23 protein-coding genes are annotated in these 21,443 nt (G+C 63.6%); 10 read left to right on the top strand and 13 right to left on the bottom strand.

The window, feature by feature from the left end; translation table 11 throughout:
- Positions 1-82 precede the first annotated feature (82 nt).
- Positions 83-898 (bottom strand): enoyl-CoA hydratase-related protein, encoded by an 816-nt coding sequence (locus Q0S16_RS03475; RefSeq protein WP_295845097.1) that lies wholly within the window; start codon positions 896-898, stop codon positions 83-85.
- Positions 899-1,058: 160 nt separating this feature from the next.
- Here Q0S16_RS03475 and Q0S16_RS03470 point away from each other — a divergent pair, with 160 nt between their 5' ends.
- Together Q0S16_RS03470 and Q0S16_RS03465 are read left to right on the top strand one after the other, a co-directional pair.
- Positions 1,059-2,003 (top strand): SMP-30/gluconolactonase/LRE family protein, encoded by a 945-nt coding sequence (locus Q0S16_RS03470; RefSeq protein ID WP_295845094.1) that lies wholly within the window; start codon positions 1,059-1,061, stop codon positions 2,001-2,003.
- Positions 2,004-2,013: 10 nt separating this feature from the next.
- Entirely contained in the window at positions 2,014-2,601 is a 588-nt protein-coding gene (locus Q0S16_RS03465) for a GNAT family protein (RefSeq protein ID WP_295845092.1), read from the top strand.
- 43 nt (positions 2,602-2,644) lie between these two features.
- On the opposite strand, the gene Q0S16_RS03460 is transcribed toward Q0S16_RS03465, so the two are convergent.
- Positions 2,645-2,878, bottom strand: a complete 234-nt coding sequence (locus tag Q0S16_RS03460; RefSeq protein ID WP_295845090.1) for a hypothetical protein — start codon at positions 2,876-2,878, stop codon at positions 2,645-2,647.
- A gap of 457 nt (positions 2,879-3,335) precedes the next feature.
- Between Q0S16_RS03460 and Q0S16_RS03455 the strand changes: the two genes are divergently transcribed.
- Entirely contained in the window at positions 3,336-3,854 is a 519-nt protein-coding gene (locus Q0S16_RS03455; protein WP_295845087.1) for a hypothetical protein, read from the top strand.
- Here the strand turns inward: Q0S16_RS03455 and Q0S16_RS03450 are convergent.
- From Q0S16_RS03450 to Q0S16_RS03425, 6 genes are all read right to left on the bottom strand, one after another.
- Complete coding sequence (locus Q0S16_RS03450; RefSeq protein ID WP_295845085.1) at positions 3,817-4,842, bottom strand: PDR/VanB family oxidoreductase; 1,026 nt, start codon at positions 4,840-4,842, stop codon at positions 3,817-3,819. The genes Q0S16_RS03455 and Q0S16_RS03450 overlap by 38 nt on opposite strands.
- A gap of 13 nt (positions 4,843-4,855) precedes the next feature.
- Positions 4,856-5,611: a GntR family transcriptional regulator gene (locus Q0S16_RS03445; RefSeq protein WP_295845083.1), complete on the bottom strand. Its 756-nt coding sequence runs from the start codon at positions 5,609-5,611 to the stop codon at positions 4,856-4,858.
- A gap of 4 nt (positions 5,612-5,615) precedes the next feature.
- Positions 5,616-6,665, bottom strand: a complete 1,050-nt coding sequence (locus Q0S16_RS03440) for an aromatic ring-hydroxylating dioxygenase subunit alpha (protein ID WP_295845082.1) — start codon at positions 6,663-6,665, stop codon at positions 5,616-5,618.
- A 921-nt stretch (positions 6,666-7,586) separates the two neighbouring features.
- Positions 7,587-8,429, bottom strand: a complete 843-nt coding sequence (locus tag Q0S16_RS03435; protein WP_295845081.1) for a MoxR family ATPase — start codon at positions 8,427-8,429, stop codon at positions 7,587-7,589.
- Positions 8,430-8,650: 221 nt separating this feature from the next.
- Positions 8,651-9,088 carry a diguanylate cyclase gene (locus Q0S16_RS03430; RefSeq protein WP_366517795.1) on the bottom strand — a complete coding sequence of 146 codons (438 nt, stop codon included), beginning with the start codon at positions 9,086-9,088 and terminating at the stop codon, positions 8,651-8,653.
- Entirely contained in the window at positions 9,048-10,562 is a 1,515-nt protein-coding gene (locus Q0S16_RS03425; protein ID WP_295845076.1) for a PAS domain S-box protein, read from the bottom strand. Before Q0S16_RS03425 ends, Q0S16_RS03430 begins: the two co-directional genes overlap by 41 nt.
- A 307-nt stretch (positions 10,563-10,869) precedes the next feature.
- Here Q0S16_RS03425 and Q0S16_RS03420 point away from each other — a divergent pair, with 307 nt between their 5' ends.
- The 3 genes from Q0S16_RS03420 (at position 10,870) to sseA (ending at position 13,610) form a co-directional block, all read left to right on the top strand.
- Positions 10,870-12,051 carry a VWA domain-containing protein gene (locus Q0S16_RS03420; RefSeq protein WP_295845075.1) on the top strand — a complete coding sequence of 394 codons (1,182 nt, stop codon included), beginning with the start codon at positions 10,870-10,872 and terminating at the stop codon, positions 12,049-12,051.
- Between the two features lie 127 nt (positions 12,052-12,178).
- A complete protein-coding gene (locus tag Q0S16_RS03415; RefSeq protein ID WP_295845072.1) occupies positions 12,179-12,592 on the top strand; it encodes a rhodanese-like domain-containing protein in 414 nt (137 codons plus the stop codon).
- A 160-nt stretch (positions 12,593-12,752) separates the two neighbouring features.
- A complete protein-coding gene (gene sseA, locus Q0S16_RS03410; RefSeq protein ID WP_295845070.1) occupies positions 12,753-13,610 on the top strand; it encodes a 3-mercaptopyruvate sulfurtransferase in 858 nt (285 codons plus the stop codon).
- Positions 13,611-13,621: 11 nt separating this feature from the next.
- On the opposite strand, the gene Q0S16_RS03405 is transcribed toward sseA, so the two are convergent.
- The gene (locus Q0S16_RS03405) at positions 13,622-14,407 is read right to left on the bottom strand and encodes a hypothetical protein (protein ID WP_295845067.1); all 786 of its coding nucleotides are present in this window, start codon (positions 14,405-14,407) and stop codon (positions 13,622-13,624) included.
- 333 nt (positions 14,408-14,740) lie between these two features.
- Here Q0S16_RS03405 and Q0S16_RS03400 point away from each other — a divergent pair, with 333 nt between their 5' ends.
- Positions 14,741-15,931, top strand: coding sequence for a L,D-transpeptidase (locus Q0S16_RS03400; protein WP_295845065.1), 1,191 nt, complete (start codon positions 14,741-14,743; stop codon positions 15,929-15,931).
- Positions 15,932-16,000: 69 nt separating this feature from the next.
- Here Q0S16_RS03400 and Q0S16_RS03395 read toward each other — a convergent pair whose 3' ends face one another.
- Together Q0S16_RS03395 and Q0S16_RS03390 are read right to left on the bottom strand one after the other, a co-directional pair.
- Positions 16,001-16,960 (bottom strand): D-2-hydroxyacid dehydrogenase family protein, encoded by a 960-nt coding sequence (locus Q0S16_RS03395; RefSeq protein ID WP_295845064.1) that lies wholly within the window; start codon positions 16,958-16,960, stop codon positions 16,001-16,003.
- A gap of 114 nt (positions 16,961-17,074) precedes the next feature.
- On the bottom strand, positions 17,075-17,266 hold the full coding sequence (locus tag Q0S16_RS03390) for a hypothetical protein (RefSeq protein WP_295845062.1): 192 nt from the start codon (positions 17,264-17,266) through the stop codon (positions 17,075-17,077).
- Between the two features lie 223 nt (positions 17,267-17,489).
- On the opposite strand from Q0S16_RS03390, the gene ettA reads away from it, so the two are divergent.
- A complete protein-coding gene (gene ettA / locus Q0S16_RS03385; RefSeq protein ID WP_295845059.1) occupies positions 17,490-19,139 on the top strand; it encodes an energy-dependent translational throttle protein EttA in 1,650 nt (549 codons plus the stop codon).
- Here ettA and Q0S16_RS03380 read toward each other — a convergent pair.
- Both Q0S16_RS03380 and Q0S16_RS03375 read right to left on the bottom strand, forming a co-directional pair.
- A complete protein-coding gene (locus Q0S16_RS03380; protein WP_295845057.1) occupies positions 19,136-19,570 on the bottom strand; it encodes a type II toxin-antitoxin system VapC family toxin in 435 nt (144 codons plus the stop codon). The two genes, ettA and Q0S16_RS03380, sit on opposite strands and share 4 nt — an antisense overlap.
- On the bottom strand, positions 19,570-19,821 hold the full coding sequence (locus tag Q0S16_RS03375) for a type II toxin-antitoxin system prevent-host-death family antitoxin (RefSeq protein ID WP_295845054.1): 252 nt from the start codon (positions 19,819-19,821) through the stop codon (positions 19,570-19,572). The genes Q0S16_RS03380 and Q0S16_RS03375 overlap by 1 nt, the downstream gene beginning before the upstream one ends.
- 99 nt (positions 19,822-19,920) lie before the next feature.
- Between Q0S16_RS03375 and tam the strand changes: the two genes are divergently transcribed.
- Complete coding sequence (tam, locus tag Q0S16_RS03370; protein ID WP_295845051.1) at positions 19,921-20,691, top strand: trans-aconitate 2-methyltransferase; 771 nt, start codon at positions 19,921-19,923, stop codon at positions 20,689-20,691.
- 110 nt (positions 20,692-20,801) lie between these two features.
- Complete coding sequence (locus Q0S16_RS03365; RefSeq protein ID WP_295845049.1) at positions 20,802-21,422, top strand: TIGR00645 family protein; 621 nt, start codon at positions 20,802-20,804, stop codon at positions 21,420-21,422.
- Positions 21,423-21,443: the final 21 nt, after the last annotated feature.

The following is a 21,443-nucleotide window of genomic DNA, read 5'->3' as shown; positions in this document are numbered from 1 at the left end:
GGCGAGTATGCACCAAGCCCGGGGATTGGAAAGCTTCGTTGTGACGCGCGATCGTATCGCGCCGCACCATCCGCCGCTGGGTCTATCGTCCCTTGAAGACCGCCGGCCGCTTCTCGAGGAACGACGTCATGCCTTCGCGAAAATCCTCGGTACGAAACAGCGGAAGAAGCTGCAGGAAGACATGGTGCACGTGGTCGCCAAAACTCTCCGACAACCCTGAGCGCATCATCCGCTTGGCGGCCTGTACCGCCAGCGGCGCATTGGCGGCGATCTCGGCGGCCACCACGTTGGCGCGGGCCATCAATTCGGTGTCGGGCACCACCTCGTTGGCGAGGCCCATCGCCAGGCTGTCACGCGCTGACAGCGTCCGGCCGGTGAAGATGATCTCGGCGGCCTTGGCCCAGCCGATCATGCGCGGCAAAAACCACGTGCCGCCGGATTCTGGTACCACACCGCGCTTGACGAAAGCGGCGGCGAATTTCGAACTCTCCGCCATGATACGGATGTCGCAGCCGAGCGCGATGTCCATGCCGTAGCCGACGGCGGCACCGTTGAGCGCGCAGATCGTCGGCTTCTCCATGTTGAACAGGATGATCGGCGGCGCGGTCTTCAGGTCCAGCGTCGTGCGCACGCTGTCGGCATCGCTGGCCGAGCCAATGCCGGTGCCGCTGGTCGCGCTGGTGATGTCGAGCCCGGCGCAGAACGCCCGTCCATGTCCCGTGAGGATGACCACGCGCACCGCGGAATCGGCGTCGGCGCGCAGCAGCGATTGGCCGAGCAGGTCGAGCATCTCGCGCGAGATCGTGTTCAACCGTTCGGGACGATTCAGCGTCACCGTGGCGATGCCGTGGGCGACGGCATAGAGCACTTCATCCGCTGGCGTGACGTCGGTCGACATCGGGTTTCCTCGCTTTGTGTTCTTGTTGTGGACAGCTAAAGCCGAATGGAAATTCCACGCAAGTGGCATGCATTTGCGTGGCTTGGCAGCGCCGGACAGGTTTGCTTTAGTTCGGCCGCGCGAAAGATCGTGCGTGCGACCAACAAAAAAAGCAGAGGGAATGTCCGATATGTCCACCCCCAACATCCGCGTCCTCGCCACCGATCTCGCCTTCCCCGAAGGTCCGGTGGCGCTGCCCGATGGATCGGTCATTGTCGTCGAGATTCGCGCCCAGCAGCTGACCCGGATCTGGCCCGACGGCCGCAAGGAAGTGGTGGCAAAAATTCCCGGTGGTCCGAACGGCGCCGCGCTCGGGCCCGACGGCAAGATGTACATCTGCAACAATGGCGGTTTCGGCTGGGCGCCGTCACGCGGCACCATCATGCCGGGCGCCCCCGCGCCGCATGAATATATCGGCGGCTCGATCCAGCGCGTCGATCTGGAGTCCGGCAAGGTCGAGACGCTGTTCGACAAATGCGGCGAGCATCCGCTGAAGGGGCCGAACGATCTGGTGTTCGACCGCCAGGGCGGCTTGTGGTTCAGCGATCTCGGCAAGCGCCGTGCGCGCGACATGGACGTCGGCGCCGCCTATTACATGAAGCCCGGCGCCACGGAACTGACCGAGCAGGTGTTCGGCGTGTTGCCGGCCAATGGCATCGGCCTGTCGCCGGACGAGAAGACTATGTATATCGCCGAAACGCCGACGGCGCGGCTGTGGGCCTATGATCTGACCGCGCCCGGCGAGGTCAAGCCGGCCGATGTGATCTATCGCGGCGAGCGTGGTCGGCCGATCGCGGGGCTCGGCGGCTACCAGATGTTCGATTCGATGGGCGTCGAGGCCTCCGGCAATATCTGCGTCGCCACTTTGGTCAGCGGTTGCATTTCGGTGATTGCACCGGACGGAAAATTGGTTGAACAAGTGCCGACCGGCGACCGCGTTACCACCAACATCGCCTTCGGCGGCCCCGAGCTTAAGACCGCGTACATCACGCTGTCCGGCAAGGGCGAGCTGATCGCGATGGACTGGCCGCGCGGCGGACTGCCGCTGAACTTTCTGAACAAATAAAGGACGATCGATGCCGTGGCTTGAATCTGTAACGCTTGACGGTCCTCATGCCCGGCTCGAACCGCTCTCTCCCGCCCATCGCGATGGCCTCGTCGAGGCCATCGGCGACCTCTCCGCGATCTGGTACACCGCCATTCCGACGGCGGACAAGATGCCGGCGGAGATCGACCGCCGGCTGGCGCTGCGGGCCGCCGGCGCCATGCTGCCATTCACGGTGTTCGACGCCGAAGGCCGCATCGCCGGCATGACCACCTATATGAATGTCGACGCGGCGAACCGCCGGGTCGAGATCGGCTCGACCTGGTACGCCAGGCGCGCGCAGCGCACCGCGCTCAACACCCAGTGCAAGCTGCTGCTGCTCGGTCACGCCTTCGAGACGCTGGACTGCATCGCGGTGGAATTCCGCACGCATTTTTTCAACCAGCAATCACGCAAGGCCATCGAGCGGCTTGGCGCCAAGTTCGACGGCATTTTGCGCAACCACCAGATCGCCCCGAACGGCACGCTGCGCGATACCGTGGTCTACAGCATCCTTCCCGGCGAATGGCCGACCGTGAAAGCGCACCTGACCTATCAATTGGCCGAGCGCGCGCGCTGAGATCAGGGACGCGTTTCGCCGCTTCGATAGAGGCTCACGGCTCCTAGAAGTTGAAGTACTTCTGGCGCAGCGCGTCTTCATAGAGGGTTTTAGCGGCCTTCACCTTGTTGCGAAGTTCGTCTTCCCGGAAACTGGCCGACTCCCACTGGTCGATCTCGGCCAAAGTGTGATTCACCGAGGCGAGCGCCTCTTCCTGCCTGATGGCGTCGATCCATTGTTCGACGGCGGCCTTGTAGGCTTGCTGCAGCAGATCGAGTTCGGATAGCTGGTCCTGCATGGCGTGATCTCCCGTATCGTCACGCAGTCTAGTGCGACGTTATGAAAGAACGACGACAAGGTTCATCGCAGGTGACCTGCGGGATGGGGTGAGCTGTTGCGAAACCCATCGGCGGAGGTTGCTGGGTTTCGCAACAGCCCAACTCAACCTACGAAAAAGTGTCGCTCCGCGGGTGGCCCAGCCGTAGCCCGGATGAGCCAACGCGTTCGCGCAAAGCGCGGGCGGGTTGGCGACATCCGGGACATTCAGGTGCGGAGGCGCTCCTGCCGGATGTCGTTTCGCTCATCCCGGCTCCGGGGCAGAATTATTCAGCGTGCCGGCGTCGACCGCAGCCGCGACAGCAGTGCGTGGCAATAGTCCGGCGTCACGTCGCGATCGCCGTAGAGGATGTGGTAGATGATCGGCGCCACCACATGGTCGGTCGCGCCCGGTCCTGCTGCGGCTGACGCCCGCCAATATGGCCTGCTGGGCGCTGGCCGGCTTATATCTGTCGCTGATGCCGGCCGTGGTCGCGACCACGATGCATGTCGCGTCGCCCTGGATCGGTGGCGTCGTGGTGTCGACCCTGATGCTGACCGGCGCGGTCGCGGTGGCGACGCTGCGCATCTGGCAAGCCCGGCGGCTGGTGGTGTTCGGCACCAGCGCGCTGGTGCTGGGCGTCGCCGTGTCGCTGGTCGGCATCCAGCAACAGCTGGTCGCAGTGCTGTTCGGTGGGACCATGATTGCAGGCGTCGGGTTCGGCGCCACGTTTTCCGGAACGCTGCGCAGCCTGCTGCCCACGGCCGATCCCGACCAGCGCGCCGGATTGCTGTCGACCTATTTTGTTCAATCCTATCTGGCGTTCAGCCTGCCAGCGGTCGCCGCGGGCCTGACGATCCCGTCGATCGGATTGGCCAATGTCGCCTATGCGTATGGCGTGGCCGTGATGCTGCTGTCGGTCACGTCGCTGCTGGCGGCATTGCGGGCAGATCGCTGAGCCGGCCCTGGGGGGTGTCCGGCCGATACAGCGTATCGACCGTCACCGTGCCGATCGCCCGCGAGACGCACGGACAGATTTTTGCGTTGGCCTGCTTCTGATGGTCGCTGAAAAACACGTCGCGGTGATCGATCTCGCCATCGATCGCCGTCACGTCGATGGCGCAGACGCCGCATTCGCCGCGCTCGCAATCCGACATCACTTCGAAGCCGGCGTCGTTCAGCGCGGCCAGCATCGAACGATTTTGCGGAACGACAATTTCGGCGCCGGAATGCTTCAGCCGCACGCGAAATTCCGCTGTCGGCAACAATCCGCTGGAGCCGAAGGTCTCGTAGCGCAGGTCGGATGGCGCGCGGCCGGATGCGTTCCAGGCGCGACGCGCCGCCTCCAGCATCCGCATCGGCCCGCATAAAATCGCCATGGCATCGACCGGCAGGGCGGCGAAAATGTCATCGAAGTCGAGCCGGTCCGCCTCGTCGCTGGCATGGACGATCAGGCGATGCCGCAGCAGATCGGACAATTCCTCGAGATAGGCGGCCTCCGTTCGCGACTTCATGGCGTAGTGAAGCTCGACGTCGATGCCGTCGCGGTGCCGCAACGCATGAGCGATGCCGGTGATCGGGGTGATGCCGATGCCACCGGCGATCAGGCAGTAGCGCTGCCGGGTCCAGTCGATTTCGACCAGCGAGGACGGGCTGGAAATCCGCAGCCGCGCGCCGGGCCGCAACGCCCACATCGCTTTCGAACCGCCGCGGCTGTCGGGGGCGAGCCGCACGGCGATGCGCAGCGTCTCTGGCTGGCGCTCGCCGACCAGCGAATAGGATCGCGTCCGCGGCCGGCCGTCGATCAGCAGGCTGACATTGATGTGGCTGCCGAGCGGGTAGGGTGCCAGCGGCGCATCCGGCCGCAAGGTGATTTCGCGAATGCCAGGCGTGATGTCGCGCATGGCCTCGACCACGCATCCGATCCAGTGTTCGGCAAAGCGCATCGCTAGTCTCCGGTCAGTCGGCGGTGGTGGAGGTGAGCCGCGCCAGCGCCGGCAGCAGATCGAGATGGCTGCGGTTGCGCAGCGCCAGCCGCAGATTGCGCACCGCGAGGCGGGCGTGTTCGCGCATGACCGCCTCGGCGCGCGCGCCCTCGCGATTCTCGATCGCATCGACCACGATGCGATGATGTTCCTGGCCGATCAGCAGGATGCTGTGTGCCTCGGGCAGCGCCGACTGCGCCATCACGAAGGCGCTGGGGGACGCAAACGGCATCACCGAGGCGCGATCGATCTGCCGGATCACCGGCGCGCTGCCGGATAATTCGGTCAGCAGCGCATGGAAGCGTGCATTGAGGGTGACGTAGGCGGAAAACGCCTCCGTCGTGATCGGGTCCTGCCGCACCAGCTGGTCGAGATCGGTGAGGCACTCCTTCAGCGGCTCGAGGCTGCGGGCGGAGACGCCGCGCTCGGCGGCGAAGCGCACGGCGAGGCCTTCCAGCGTGCCGCGCAGCTCGATGGAATCGAGGATGTCGCGCTCGGAAAACGCCCGCACCATGAAGCCGCCGGACGGGATCGCCTGCAACAGCCCTTCATCCTCCAGTCGCACCAGCGCCAGCCGCACCGGCGTGCGCGACACGCCGGTGATCTCCACCGCCTGCAGCTCGGAGATCCGTTCGCCGGCGCGCAGCCGGCCGGACAGGATCAGGTCGCGCAGCGCCAGTTGCGCGCGCACGGTCTGGGATACCGAGCGTTCGGAGTCGCTGTCGCTCATGATCTCACTCCGCCGCCTGCAGTCTCTGTGGCGTGGTCTCGTTGGCGACCATGCGGTCGATCACTTTTCGCGTCCACATCGCGCCGGCGTCGATGTTGAGGTTGTAGAACACCCGATCCGGATTTTCGGTCATCGCGCGCTGCTGCGCCTCGAGAATGATTTCGTCCTCGCGAAAGATCGCCGACACGCCGTCGCGAATCTCGGTGGTGAGCCTCTGCTCGGTGATGCGGTGGTTGCGCACGAACGCCCAGAAATAGTGGCACGTCGTGTCGCTCTCCGGCGTCATGGTGTTGAGGACAAAACCGTTGACGCCCTGCGAGCGGTCGCCTTCCGGCGCGCCGCTGCCGGCGGGCGCGACCCCGACGTCGATGCACACGGTGCCGGGCGCCTGGAAATGGATGATCTGCCAGCGATCCACCGGGCCGGGCTTGCCGAGCTGCGCGGCCCAGAATGGCGGCGCCTCGATGCCCTTCATCCAGCGCGTCACGGTGACGGTGCGGTCACCATGGCTGACGTCGAACGGCGCTTCCGCCACGTCGTCCTGGCCGATGCTGGAGCCGTGCACGAAAGTCTCGTGCGTCAGGTCCATCAGATTGTCGATCACCAGGCGCCAGTCGCATTTGGCGTGGATGGTCTTGCCGTCGCCGGCCCATAGCGGATCATCGTTCCAGTGCATGTCCGGCACCAAAGCGGGATCGGCCAGCGCCGGATCGCCCATCCATAACCAGACGAAGCGATGCCGCTCGACCACTGGGTAGGCGCGCACGCAGGCGGAGGGATTAATGGTCTCCTGCGACGGCATAAAGGTGCAGCGGCCCTGCGCATTGTATTTCAGGCCATGATAGCCGCATACCACGGTGTCGCCGTCGAGCCGGCCTTTGGAGAGCGGTACCAGCCGGTGCCAGCAGGCATCCTCCAGCGCCGCGATGCCACCATCGCCGCGGCGGTACATCACCACATGCTTGTTGCAGATCGTGCGCGGAAACAGCGCGTGCTTGATGTCCACATCCCAGGCGGCGGCGTACCAGGCATTCATGGGGAAGGGGGCGGTCATCGCGGCAACCTCCAATAATGGAATTCAGTATGTATACTGAAAACAGATTATCGATAGGTTATTTGCTCAAATCCGGTTTGAAAAGGCTATTTATGTATACCGTAATGCTTTGTTCATCCGTACTCACCTGTTCCTCGGGCGCCGCGCAGCGCGTCGCCGCTGCGGCGTGATGCGCCGCGGAGCCGGAGTCCCGGTTTGTCGCGCGGGCATCCCATATCTATTGACTATTGTCCTATTAAGGCTTATAGTCTCCCCGTCCTGCTCGTGAGGGGCGCTTCTCGAGGGCGCTCTTGGAGTGGAGCAGGATGCTGTGTCCCGCGCGCATGCCTCGCAAGCATGCCCCGGGAGGTTGGCGGTCACCGTCCGGGCCCACTACGGGGCTCTGCCTTGAATGGCTGGACGCGGACAGCGAAAGGCGGGCGAAATCCCGCCGGAGTGTCCTCTTCGGAGGTCACGCGCTGGCCCGGAAGAACGGTCCCCCAACCCAAAATCACCGCGGTGGCGCGCTGACAGGCGCCGCGATTCATCGTGAGATGGATCGCGTCCCTATCCCCCACCCCCGCGCCTGTCGGCGCGCCGCTGCCCCTCGTGGTGACGAGGGGGACCGCTGATACCTCGGACGCATCACGCGCCGCGAGAACGAGAGGGCGTGGCTGTAACTCTTCGAAGCCGTCGGCGTTATTTCCACCGGGCTTGCCTCGTCATTGCGAGGAGCCCTTGCGACGAAGCAATCCAGTCTTGCTGACCCCGCGGCCTGGTGGATCGCCGCGTCGCTTCGCTCCTCGCAATGACGAGCAAGGAGACGTGACCAACAAACCGCCTCAGCTCGTAGGACGGGTTGAGCGCCTTCGCGAAACCCATCGGCAGAGGGGGATGGGTTTCGCGAAGATGCTCAACCCATCCTACGTCCGAACACCAGCCTTACACTTCCCGGCGGTTGAGAAACGCCAGCCGCTCGAACAGATGCACGTCCTGCTCGTTCTTCAACAGCGCGCCGTGCAGTGGCGGGATCAGTTTTCGCGGGTCGCGCTCCCGCAGCATTTCCGGCGTCATGTCCTCGTTCAGCAGCAGCTTGAGCCAGTCCAGCAGTTCGGAGGTCGAGGGCTTTTTCTTCAGGCCGGGCACTTCACGCACCTCGAAGAAGATCCGCATCGCTTCCGCCACCAGGCGCTGCTTGATGCCGGGGAAATGCACCTCGACGATCTGGTTCATCGTCTCGATGTCCGGGAACTTGATGTAATGGAAGAAGCAGCGGCGCAGGAAGGCGTCGGGCAATTCCTTCTCATTGTTCGAGGTGATCATCACGATCGGACGCTTCACCGCCTTGATGGTCTCGCCGGTCTCGTAGACATGGAATTCCATGCGGTCGAGTTCGAGCAGCAGATCGTTGGGGAATTCGATGTCGGCCTTGTCGATCTCGTCGATCAACAGCACCGGGCGCTCGGGATGGGTGAAGGCCTCCCACAATTTGCCGCGCTTGATGTAGTTGCCGATGTCGGAGACGCGGGCATCGCCGAGCTGGCTGTCGCGCAGCCGCGACACCGCGTCGTATTCGTAGAGGCCCTGCTGCGCCTTGGTGGTGGACTTGATGTGCCAGGTCAGCAGCGGCGCACCCAGCGCCTTCGCCACTTCCTCGGCCAGCACGGTCTTGCCGGTGCCGGGTTCGCCCTTGACCAGCAGCGGCCGCTCCAGAACGATCGCCGCGTTGACGGCGATCTTCAGGTCGTCGGTGGCCACGTAGTTCTTGGTGCCGGTGAATTTCATCGAATCTGCCTTGTCATCATTGCCGGGTGGTTGCCTGCCGACACGCAACGACCGCCCGGAGGCGGTCGCGGAGGCAGCTGGAGGGGGCATACCACTTTTCGACCCCAAACTTTTCAACCCCAAGTCTAATTGAATTGGCGGTCAGGTCCAGCGGCCATTCAGTCCTTGCCGGGCGCATCTGATGATGCCGAACATATCATCGGAAGGAAAACGGCGCGGGCTCAGCCGTGCTGGATCAGTCCGTTGTCGAAATATTCGCGGGGCAATGCCGAATAGGCGACGACGCGGTCGCGGCCCTGCCGCTTGGCTTCGTACAGCGCCAGATCCGCTTCGCCCACCAGCGTCGCCTCGTTCGGCGTGCGAGCGTCGCGGTCGGAAACGCCAATGCTGACGGAGAGATAGCCGCGCGCGGCGGCGTTGGGAATTTTCAGCGCGCGGACCCCGAGCCGGACCGCCTCGGCCACGATCAGCGCCTCGGCCTCGGTCTCACCGGGCAGGATGATCGCGAATTTCTCGCCGCCATAGCGTGCCGACAGCGCCGCGGTGTTGACGGTGGCCGCGGCGACGACGGCCGCCACCCGCTTCAGGCATTCATCGCCGGCCTGGTGGCCCATGCTGTCATTGTAGCCCTTGAAATAGTCGATATCGAGCAGCAGCACACGAAATGTCGGCGTGCCGCTCATATTCGCGGCGCAGGAACGTGTCGAAGGTGCGGCGGTTCGCCAGTTCGGTCAGTCCGTCGGTGGTGGCGAGCTGCGACAGCCGGCCGTTCAAGGCCGTGAGTTCATCCTGCATCAGCTTGCGCTGGGTGACGTCGCGCAGCACGCCGACCACTTCGATCCTGTCGTGGTCGTCGGCCCGGGACGCCAGTTTGAAATTGATTTCCACCCAGGCCAGCGAACCATCATCGCGATAGGTGCGGAAAACCACGGTGCGGCTTACCGTGGGATCGGTGAGCTGTGAAGTGGCCAGTTTCACCGCGGTAATGTCGTCCGGATGCACCAGTTCGAAGCAGGAACGTCCGATCAGTTGCTGCGGATCGAGGCCGAGGACGAACGCGACGGAGTGCGAGACGAAAACAAAATTGCCGCGGCGATCCAGCAGGATCACGACGTCGGCGATATTGTCGGCCAGCAGCCGGTAGCGCGATTCCCGCTCGCGCAGCACCGTCTCCATGTTGACGCGAAACCGCAATTGCGTCGACAGCAGTGCCGCGAGCAGGATCACGCTGCACAGCAGAACCGAGGCGACCGCGATATCGCCCTGCAGGTTGCCGCGCCAGGCGGCGAGCACCCGCGCCTCGGGGATCGCCAGGGTGACGAGCACCGGGTATTGCAGGCTTTTTTCATAGCCGAAATATTTCGCGATGCCGTCGAACGGCGACACGATCTTGTAATAGCCGGCGCTGCTGTCCTGCAATTTGCCCTGGAACAGCGACGTCGCGGACAGATTCTTGCCAGCCCCCATCGACGGCCAGTGCGCCAGCACGATCCCGTCGGTACGGATCATGCTGACACCGGCCTGATCGCCAAGTCGGAACGTCTTGTAGAAATCGGTGAAATAATCGCTGTCGATCGTGGCAACCAGCACGCCGCTGAAGTGGTCGTCCTGGTCGGTCAGCCGCCGCGACAGCACGATGGTCTTGCCACCATCAAGGCGGGACGGCAGCGGCTCGCTGATACGCAGGGCCGGGTCGATATTGGATCGGTGATAGAGGAAGTAGCTGAGCTCGGGGCCATCTGGTAGCGGCAGTTGCGGTAGCGAGGAATATCGCCAGGCGCCTGCAGTATCCAGCACGATGATTTCCTGCAACTGCGGCAACATGCTCACGGTTCCTGCGAGGAACTGATTGAAGCGGTCCGGCCTTGGGGACTGGTATCTCAATAGGTCGACCATGCCGTTCATGGCGACGTCCACGGCCTGGAACGTATGCGACGCGTGCTCGGCGAGCGAATGCGCCAGATTCTGAATATCGATCGCATTTTGCGCGAGTGCCGCCTTGCGCGCATCGACGGCTTTCCAGATCACCAGCCCGAGCACGCATGCGCTCATCATCAGCACGAACAACGTGACGATGACGCCGGGGGCGGACAGCCGGCTTGGTGCATTGCTGCTTGTTATGGATGGCGGCATCAAGCGAGACTGCATTTGAGACAGATACGTGCCATCACGATGGCGGTTGTCGCTTTCATGATAGATAATAACGTCGGCATTTGCGCGCCCGCCATGGGGCTTGGTTACTGTCGCCAAAACGGTTGACATAAGTACCTGCGGTGGACTCGCGCGCCCTCAGATCGTACCGTTTGGCGGAATTTTCGGCCGGCGGCGGGCGCGGAAAGCGGTGACACGGATCGGCGCATGACGGCGGCCTGACCAGCGGCGCGTACGGTTCTACCATACGGGGCTTGACGGACGCCGACGGTCGGGCAATCTATCAATCATGTTCCTACAGTTCTTCACATCGCTGCGCGATGCTCAGGTGCCGGTCACCCTGCGCGAATACCTCACCTTGATGGAGGCGCTCAACGCCGACCTCGCGGAACAGTCGATCGATCATTTCTATTACCTGTCGCGCACGACGCTGGTGAAGGACGAGCGTAACCTCGACAAGTTCGACCGGGTGTTCGGCACCGTGTTCAAGGGCCTTGAAAGCCTGCTCGACGGTATGGAAAAGGCGGAGATTCCGGCTGAATGGCTGAAGAAGCTGGCCGAGAAATACCTCACCGAGCAAGAAAAGAAGCAGATCGAGGCGATGGGCTGGGACAAGCTCATGGAGACCCTGCGCGAGCGCCTCAAGGAACAGAAGGGCCGCCACCAGGGCGGCAGCAAATGGATCGGTACCGCCGGCACCTCGCCATTCGGCGCCGAGGGCTACAATCCCGAGGGCGTGCGGATCGGCCAGGACAAGAGCCGCCACCAGCGCGCGGTCAAGGTCTGGGACAAGCGCGAGTTCAAGGATCTCGATGGCAATGTCGAGCTCGGCATCCGCAACATCAAGGTGGCGCTGCGGCGGCTGCGCAAATTCGCCCGCACCGGCTCGCCGGACGAACTTGATCTCGACACCACCATCCGCGAAACCGCCAACCACGGCTATCTCGACGTCCATATGCGGCCGGAGCGGCGCAACGCGGTCAAGGTGCTGGTGTTCTTCGACATCGGCGGCTCGATGGATTCCCATGTCGAACAGGTCGAGGAATTGTTCTCGGCGGCGAAGAGCGAATTCAAGCACATGGAATATTTCTACTTCCACAACTGCCTCTATGAGGGCGTGTGGAAGCAGAATCGGCGTCGCTTCACCGATCGTACGCCGACCTGGGACGTGCTTCACAAGTATGCGCATGACTACAAGATCGTGTTCGTCGGCGATGCGTCGATGTCGCCTTACGAGGTGATGGTCCCTGGCGGCTCGGTTGAGCACGTCAATGAGGAGGCGGGTTCGGTCTGGCTCGAACGCATCACGCAAACCTATCCCAACGCGGTCTGGCTCAATCCGGTGGCGAAGCGACACTGGGACTATTCGGAATCCACCACGCTGATCCGCCGCCTGTTTTCCGAGCGGATGTATCCCCTGACCATCGAGGGACTCGAAGGCGCGATGAAGGAACTGGTGCGCAAAGCCTAGCACTTGCGCTGGACGCGGCGCGGTACGCCGGGCTGCTTTGGGGCCCGCAATAACGCCGGTGTCCGCGACGTTTCGATCCAGCGGAGCGGCGTGACGGCGCCGCGCCGCCTACGCAACAAGGAACACCATGACGCAAACCATTACCCGCGGCATCAAGGCGATGATCGACGAGGCCAATGCGCTGATCGAAACCATGGACGCTCGGGCGGTCATGGATGCGGCGGCGCGTGGCGATGTCGTGATCGTCGATATTCGCGACCCCCGCGAGATCGAGCGCGACGGCCGGATTCCCGGCACTTTCTCCTGCACGCGCGGCATGCTGGAATTCTGGATCGATCCGGAAAGCCCCTATGCCAAACCGGTGTTCCAGGAGGACAAGAAATTCATTTTCTATTGCGCGGGCGGCATGCGCTCCGCACTGGCGGCCAAGACCGCGCATGAGATGGGTCTCGCACCGGTGGCGCATATGGCCGGCGGCTTCGCCGCTTGGCGCGAGGCCGGCGGCGCGGTCGAGAAGGTCGAGCCGCGGAAGAAGGATTGAGACACTCCGTTGCCTCCACGTCATTGCGAGGTCAGGGAAAGCCAATTGGCTTTCCCCTTAGCGGAGCGACGCGGCAATCCAGAAGCAGCATGCGCTGAAGAGCTGGATTGCTTCGTCGCAAGGGCTCCTCGCAATGACAGCTGAACTGACAGGACAAATGATGACCACCATCACCGACCCGCTGGTCTCCACCGACTGGCTCGCCGCCCGCCTCAATGATCCCACCGTCAAGATCCTCGACGCCTCGTTCAAGTTGCCGGGCGTGCTGCCGCTGCCGAAGGACGACTATCTCGCGGCGCACATTCCTGGCGCGGCGTTCTTCGATGTCGACGCCATCAGCGATCATGGCGTCGCGCTGCCGCACATGTTTCCCAGCGAAGGCAGCTTCGCCGATGGCGTCGGCGCGCTCGGCGTCTCCAATGCCGACACGGTGGTCGTCTATGATGGCGGCGGTTGGGTCGCCGGTCCGCGGGCGTGGTGGATGTTTCTCGCCTTCGGCCATGCCGATGTGCGCGTACTTGATGGCGGCCTGCAGAAATGGCGCGCCGAAGGCCGCCCGGTGACGAGCGGCGAGGCGGATCCTGTGCCGGCCAGCTATGCGGCCAGTTTCGATCCGGGATTCGTCCGCAGCCGGCAGCAGGTGGTTGCCAATCTCGACAGCCAGATCGCGCAGCTGGTCGATGCCCGGCCGCAGGGCCGTTTTGAAGGCAGCGTCCCCGAGCCGCGGCCCGGCATGCGTGGCGGCCACATTCCCGGCAGCCGTAACGTGCCATACGCGCAGCTTTTCGACCCCATCACGGGCGCCATGAAACCGCTGGACGAGTTGCGTCAGGCCTTCGTGGGCGCCGGCGTCGATCTCGACCGCCCGATCGTCACGACCTGCGGCTCCGGTGTCTCGGCGCTGGTGCTGACGCTGGCACTGTACCGGCTCGGCGTGCGCGGCACCGCGCTGTATGACGGGTCATGGGCGGAATGGGGCATGTCGGATGGACCGCCCGTCGCGACCGGGCCGGCGTAACCGCGCTCGGCCTATCGGGCCTGCGGCTGGGGGCCCAATGCGAACGGGTCGTAGGGTTGTTGGGCCGTTCGTTGCGCGGCCAGCGCCGCGGCCCGTTGATCGGCCACGGCCTGCGCCCGGCGGGCTGCGATCCTGCGACGGGTCGCGACGCGTTGGGCCTTGAGTTTTTGCTCGGCGGCCGCGGCCGCGGCTTTCACATCGACCGGCGACGCAATCACGACTGGCGGGCCGCCCAGCGTCGCCACTTTGACCGACGCCAGGCCAAGGTCGGCTTTGGTGAGCGTCGTGATCGCCGGAGCGGCTTCCCGGTCTTGCGTCGCCGTGACCCTGGCTGGCGCGTCGGCCGGCGCAGCCGGCGCCGGTGTCACGACCTGAACCGGATCCGGCTGTGGTGGCGTCTCCTGTGGCGCAGCGGGAGCCGGCGAATCCGGAATTTCGACGTTAAGTGGGTGGACCGTCACCGCGGCGTCCGTAGCCGCGGGTGCGGAGCGCTCGTCGTCCGGCCCAATCGATGGGGGAAGAGGGTCGCGGTTTTCCGGGATGCTGCCTGTCGCGATTTCCGAAGCCGGGGGGTCGACTCGCAACGTCGCCAGCATTGGCGCGCTATCGAATGCCGGCGCGAGCGCCGCCTGGGGCGGCGTCCGCCGGGTTGGCAGGTTGGCAACCTCCTCATGCGCGGTGCGGAACAGGGCCGCGGCACCAACGCCGAAGACCAGAACAGAGACCGAAAGCAGCACGGCTGCGGCCAGAAAACGAAAACCCGGGAGCATGAACTGGTATTCCGCCTCCGCGAACACGTTGCGGGGCTCCTGAACGATCGGGGACGCGGTGAACCATACTGCGAGAGGCCCGTTTCGCGGTGGCCACGGCCGCCACTGTGGCGCGAATCAGACGTTTTCAAGATACCGCAACACCGGCGAGCCGGTACCGGAAAAGTGAACGGCTGGATCGTGGCCCACGCGCAGGCGCATTATTGCTGCGCCAGTGAGACATGTTGGTCACGCCGGACGGTCGTCACCGTAATATGACCGAAATAGGCAGTGTTTTTGCCCGAATTGTCTTGAATGCGCCGCTATCCTGCGCGATCTCACATTAACGATCCGGTGTTTGCTTGGGCTTATACAAGGGCGATGATGATCAAGCATGTTCTGACGATTTTCGCGACGGTGGCGGTTAGCGCTGCGGGTCATTCGCTTGCACTGGCGCAGGGCTATCCCGCGCCCGCGCAAAGCGGTTATTCGATCCCGGCCGACCCGTCCTATCCGCCCGGCGGATATCCGGCGGACGTCCGCGCGCGCAGCGCGAGGGACGCGGTACCGGATTTCGACGCGCTCGATGAAGATGATGCACCGTCGCCACGCGGCCGCCCGATGACGGCATTGCCGGCGCCCGGCCCGGCGATGGCCCCAGATGATTCGCGATATGGCCGTCCGGCCGGCGCTCCAGCCTATTCCGAGCGCGCGCCGCAGGGGCCGGTAATGTCGCCCGACGATCCGCGTTACGGCCGCCCGATGGGTCCGCCGGCGGTGATCTACTCGGATCGCCCCGCGACCGGTCAGCCGCAGACCTATTCCGATCGTGGCTATGATGATAACCGCGCCATCCGGCCGCCGGAAGGCGTTGGCGCGCAGGGGGGGGGCATGACCAGTTCGGTCCAGCCGTCGCAGGGCGGTGATCGCCCCGTGCAGCTCTCCGCGCTTCCGGTCGAGGAACAGCCGGAAAACGGTCCGGCGCAGCTGCCGCCGAACCTGCGCCGCCAGGAAGTCAATTTCGTCACCAAGGAGCCAGCCGGCACCATCGTGGTCGATACGCCGAACACCTATCTCTATTACGTGCTCGGCAATAACCGCGCGATCCGTTACGGCGTCCGCGTCGGCCGCGACGGCTTCACCTGGACCGGCATGCAGAAGATCACCCGCAAGGCAGAGTGGCCGGACTGGCATCCGCCGACCGAGATGATCGAGCGCCAGCCGTACCTGCCTCGCTTCATGGCCGGTGGACCTGGCAATCCGCTCGGCGCCCGCGCGATGTATCTCGGCTCGACGGTGTACCGCATCCATGGCACCAACCAGCCTTCGACGATCGGCAAGTTCGTGTCTTCGGGCTGCATCGGCATGATCAATGAGGACGTGTCAGACCTGTTCGAACGCACCAAGGTTGGTACCCGCGTCGTCGTGATGCCCGGCGGTGCGCCGCCGACGACCACGGCCTCGGCCCAGCCGATCCCCGGCCCGAATGCCAGCAACCTGCCGCCCGCGCCTTTGGCAGGTACGCAGCCAATGGCGGTGCAGCCGCTGCCGGCACCGGTCACGATCCGCTAACCCGCTTAGTGAACCAAAAAGGGCGCCGCGTGATCCACGCGGCGCCCTTTTTGTTGGGTGATTGCGGTTCTATCCCAGTTGTCGGAGCGGCTCGTTCTTCAGCCAGCCTTCAATGCCTTCGATCATCTCGCGATAGATCCGCCGGTAGCTCTCCGCCGTGACATAGCCCAGGTGCGGGGTCAGCACGACGTTGTCGAGCCTGCGCAACGGACTGTCGACCGGTAGCGGCTCGTGCGAATAGGTGTCGAGACCGGCACCGGCGATTTTTCCGGCCTGCAGGACGTGTAGTAGCGCGGCCTCGTCGACGATCGGGCCGCGCGCGGTGTTGATCAGATAGGCGGTCGGCTTCATGCGCGCGAGATCGCCGGCCGACACCAGTCCGCGGGAGCGGTCGCTCAGAACCAGGTGAATGGTGATGATGTCCGCCGTCGCAAACAGCTCTTCCTTGCTGGCGTAGTCGACGCCTTCCTTTTCGCAGGCCTCGGGGGTGAGGTTGGTGCTCCAGGCGATGGTTTTCATGCCCAGGGCACGAGCGATGCTGCCGACCTGGCTGCCGAGCTTGCCAAGGCCGACAATGCCCAGCGTCTTGCCGCCGATATCCTCGCCGACGGTGACCTGCCAGGGTTCGCCAGCCTTCATCCGGGCATTCTCGAAACCGATTTTGCGCGTCAGCTCCAGCATCAGGCCGATGGTCAGGCCGGCGGTCGGGTTGCCGACCATCCCGGTGCCACAGACGACGACGCCCCGCGCCTTGGCAGCATCGAGGTCGATCGCGGCGTTGCGCAGGCCGGAGGTGATCAGCAGTTGCAGCTTCGGCAGCGCCTCTAATACGGCACGGGGGAACGGTGTGCGCTCGCGCATGGCACAGACGATCTCGACATCCCGCAGTGCGGCGATGGTCTCGTCATTCGATGCGAAGGGCTTGTCAAACACCGTGACGTCGATGCGGTCGCCGAGCGGGCTCCAGTCGGCCAGCTTCAGCGCCACGTTCTGGTAGTCGTCGAGAATTGCACAGTGCAGCCGCGTCATGGGTCCGTCCGTCGAGGGGTGAAGACGGCAGGCACCGTCCGGGATGCGATCATGCTTACGCGCAATACCGGCGCGTGCAAGCCTGGGCAGCCCGGTCAGTCCCGGGTGTTGATGTCAGGAAGCGGGGGTAGCGGATTTGGCCCGGCAGGCCGGACCGGGGCCGCGCATATAATGCAGTTCCGGGCGGTAGGGATCGAACGCCGCCACAAAAAACCGCCGCCAGAACAGCCGGATTTCCTGGGCAATCCCGGGCGCCGCGGCGGTGCCGGGAACGGGGGATGAAGTTCCCGATGCGATGCTCGCCATGATCGGCTCCGCCTGTTTGTCGGCCAATTCTGCCGCGGGGGGCGTCCTAAATCGCCCTGATCCATCCTTGGCCGCAGTCGTTAAAATGCGGTTTGAATCGTCATAGCGGGCCGTTCTGGCGACTCGCAGCCTTAGCGAATTATTAAGCGCTGGTTGCCCTTTGCAGGCCGCGCCGCTACATCAACGGCAACCCATTTTCACCGTGACAGCTCCAGGATTCTCGATGGCCCGTCAGTTCGTCTATTTCATGCAGGGCCTGACCAAGGCCTATCCGACCCGCAAGGTGCTGGATAATGTCCATCTCTCGTTCTATCCGGACGCCAAGATCGGCGTACTCGGCGTCAACGGCTCGGGTAAATCGACGCTGCTCAAGATCATGGCCGGCCTCGATAAGGAATATACCGGCGAGGCCTGGGTCGCGCAGGGCGCCCGCGTCGGCTACCTCGAGCAGGAGCCGCAGCTCGACGCCGCGCTGACGGTGCGCGAGAACGTCATGCTTGGCGTCGCCAAGCAGCAGGCGATCCTGACGCGCTACAACGATCTGGCGATGAACTATTCGGAAGAGACCGCCGACGAGATGACCAAGCTGCAGGACGAGATCGAGGCGCAGGGCCTGTGGGATCTCGACAGCAAGGTCGATCAGGCGATGGACGCACTGCGCTGTCCGCCCGACGATGCCGATGTGACCAAGCTGTCGGGCGGCGAACGCCGCCGTGTCGCGTTGTGCAAGCTGCTGCTCGATCAGCCCGAACTGCTGCTGCTGGATGAGCCGACCAACCATCTCGACGCCGAATCCGTGTCGTGGCTGGAAGGCCATCTGCGCGCCTATCCCGGCGCGATTCTGATCGTCACCCATGACCGTTACTTCCTCGACAATGTGACGTCCTGGATTCTCGAGCTCGATCGCGGCAAGGGCATTCCCTACGAAGGCAACTATTCGTCGTGGCTGGTGCAGAAGCAGAAGCGGCTGGCGCAGGAAGGCCGCGAGGACGCCGCGCACCAGAAGACGCTGGAGCGCGAACAGGAATGGATCTCGTCATCGCCCAAGGCCCGCCAGGCCAAGTCCAAGGCGCGTTACCAGCGCTATGACGAGTTGCTCAAGAAGGCGAGCGACAAGCAGGTGCAGGGGGCGCAAATCACCATTCCCGTCGCCGAACGTCTTGGCGACAATGTGGTCGACTTCGAAGGCCTGAGCAAAAGCTTCAGCGATCGCCTGCTGATCGACAACCTCACCTTCAAGCTGCCGCCGGGCGGGATCGTCGGCGTGATCGGCGCCAACGGCGCCGGCAAGACGACCTTGTTCAAGATGATCACCGGCCAGGAAAAACCCGACGCGGGCACCATCGTCGTCGGCGAGACCGTGCATCTCGGCTATGTCGACCAGTCCCGGGATTCGCTCGACGGCAAGAAAACCGTGTGGGAGGAAATCTCCGGCAATAACGAGTTGATCCTGCTCGGCAAGCGCGAGGTCAACTCGCGCGGCTATTGTTCGACCTTCAATTTCAAGGGCGGCGACCAGCAGAAGAAGGTCGGATCATTGTCCGGCGGTGAACGCAACCGCGTCCATCTCGCCAAGATGCTGAAGTCCGGCGCCAATGTGCTGCTGCTCGACGAACCGACCAACGACCTCGACGTCGATACGCTGCGCGCGCTCGAAGAGGCGCTGGAAGATTTCGCCGGCTGCGCCGTGATCATCAGCCATGACCGCTGGTTCCTCGATCGTATTGCGACCCACATCCTGGCCTTCGAAGGCGACAGCCACGTCGAATGGTTCGAGGGTAACTTCCAGGACTATGAGAAGGACAAGATGCGCCGCCTCGGCCACGACTCCATCGTGCCGCACCGCATGAAGTACAAGAAACTGACGCGCTAAAGCGCGTCAGTAGGGACGACCGCCTCGATCGTCTGCATTGGTGCCGCAGCCGCGAGCCGCTCGTCGAATGTGACGAGCGGAACATTCAACCGGGCGGCGATGGCGAGGTGGATGGCGTCTGGTCCAGATAGTTTGGTCGCGAAGTTGCGGACCATGCGTTCGGCGGACGTCATGTCGTTAGCGGAGATTTCGATGCAATGCGTTTCTTCAGCGGCCCACCGGTCAAAGAAGTCGAGCAGCCGTTCGGCCGGCGCTTGCGACAAGCGATTGATGCGCAGGTAGCGAGAAATGGTCGCGGCGAATTCAAGTTTAACAAAGCTGCTGATGATGGGACCCGGTGTCGTCTCGCGATACCATGAGTCAGCCTTGCTGCTGTGATCGTCGCTGAAGATCAGTGACACGACCACGCTTGTGTCGAGGTATAGGTTCATCAAAATTCATCGCGCATCGCACGTATTTCAACAACCGAATCAGCGTCAAGTTTGGGGATCGACTCCCGGAACCGCTTCATCATATCCAGCATTTCAATCGTCGTTTTATTTGACGACGGCAGCGTCGGCGCCGGCCGCATCTCGACCACTGGCTGTCCGTGACGCGTAATGGTGACGTTGTTGCCTTCGAGGACTTCATCGACCAGCTTGGACATCTGGTCCTTGGCTTGGGCGATTGAACAGGTTGACATTGCGCCCTCCTGAATACGGCAATATATGGCCATATCGGATCTGGGTTTTCAACCGGCGCTGCGCAGCACACCGCCGGACAATGTCGGAGCTCGCTGGACATGGCCGACTGGAACGCGCAGCAATATCTGAAATTCGAGGACGAGCGGACGCGTCCGGCACGCGACCTGCTGGAGCAGATTCCACTGCAGGATGCGCGCAAGGTCGTCGATATTGGGTGCGGCCCGGGCAATTCGACCGAGCTGCTGGTGCAGCGCTGGCCGCAGGCGTCGGTGACCGGGGTCGACACCTCGGCCGACATGCTGCGGCAGGCCCGTGAACGGCTGCCGCGGCAAACCTTCATCGAGGCCAATATCGCGCATTGGGCACCGCCCGCTGGCACCGACGTACTGTTTGCCAATGCGATCTTCCAGTGGGTGCCTGATCACCTGAAGCAGTTGAAGCGGCTGCTGGGGTCGCTGCCGCCGGGCGGAGCGCTGGCGGTGCAGATGCCCGACAACCTCGAAGAGCCGTCGCACATCCTGATGCGCGATGTTGCGCATCTGGAGCCATGGCGCAAACAGCTCGCCAAGGCCGCCGAGTTGCGCGACTCGCTGCCGAAGCCTGGCGCTTATTATGACGCGCTGAGGCCGCTCTGTACGCGGCTGGAAATCTGGCACACGGTTTACAATCATGTGCTCGATGGCGCGCCTTCGATCGTGGAATGGGTCAAGGGTACCGGGCTGCGGCCATTCGTCGAGCCGCTGGAGCCGCCGGAGCGCAAGGCCTACCTTGCCGAATATACCGCGCGGATCACCGCCAGCTATCTGCCGCGGGCCGACGGCAAGGTTTTGTTGCGGTTTCCGAGGATTTTCATCGTCGCGGTGAAGTAAGCTGATGCGGCGAGTTGTCGCGTTACGCGACATCATCGTGTCGGGGTCACTCCGATATAAGTTCGCTCTGCAATCGCGCCGCGATTCCTGACCCTAGCGAGCCTTTACGAATGTCCCTGAATCCCGAAACGCCGTTGCCGCCGAAGGGCTTGCGGCTGCGCCCGATCCCGATGCTGATCTTTGGTTCGCGCTGGCTGCAGCTGCCGCTCTATATCGGCCTGATCGTCGCGCAGGGCGTCTATGTCGTGCTGTTCCTCAAGGAACTCTGGCACCTGTTCAGCCACGCCTTTGATTTCAGCGAACAGCAGATCATGCTGGCTGTACTCGGTCTGATCGACGTCGTGATGATTTCCAACCTGCTGGTGATGGTGATCGTCGGCGGTTACGAGACCTTCGTATCGCGGCTCAATCTCCAAGGCCACCCCGACGAGCCGGAATGGCTCAGCCACGTCAACGCCAGTGTCCTGAAGATCAAGCTGGCGATGGCAATCATCGGCATCTCCTCGATCCATCTGCTGCGCACCTTCATCGAAGCCGGCACTTTGGGATCCGAGCGCTCCGGCAACTACACCGAGACCGGTGTGATGTGGCAGACCATTATCCACACCATCTTCATTCTGTCGGCCGTAGGCATCGCCTATGTCGACCGGCTATCGAATCTGGCGACCGAAGAGGCCAAGCAGCAGGGCGGCCACGGGCCGGCCAACAACGGCCACGGCAAGCAACACTGAGGACGATGAACCGCTATATAA

This window comes from Tardiphaga sp., from assembly GCF_025356345.1.
In the GTDB taxonomy this organism is placed as follows: Bacteria; Pseudomonadota; Alphaproteobacteria; order Rhizobiales; family Xanthobacteraceae; genus Tardiphaga.
Note: the sequence above shows the minus strand (reverse complement) of the source record. Positions and strands in the feature narration are given on the sequence as shown.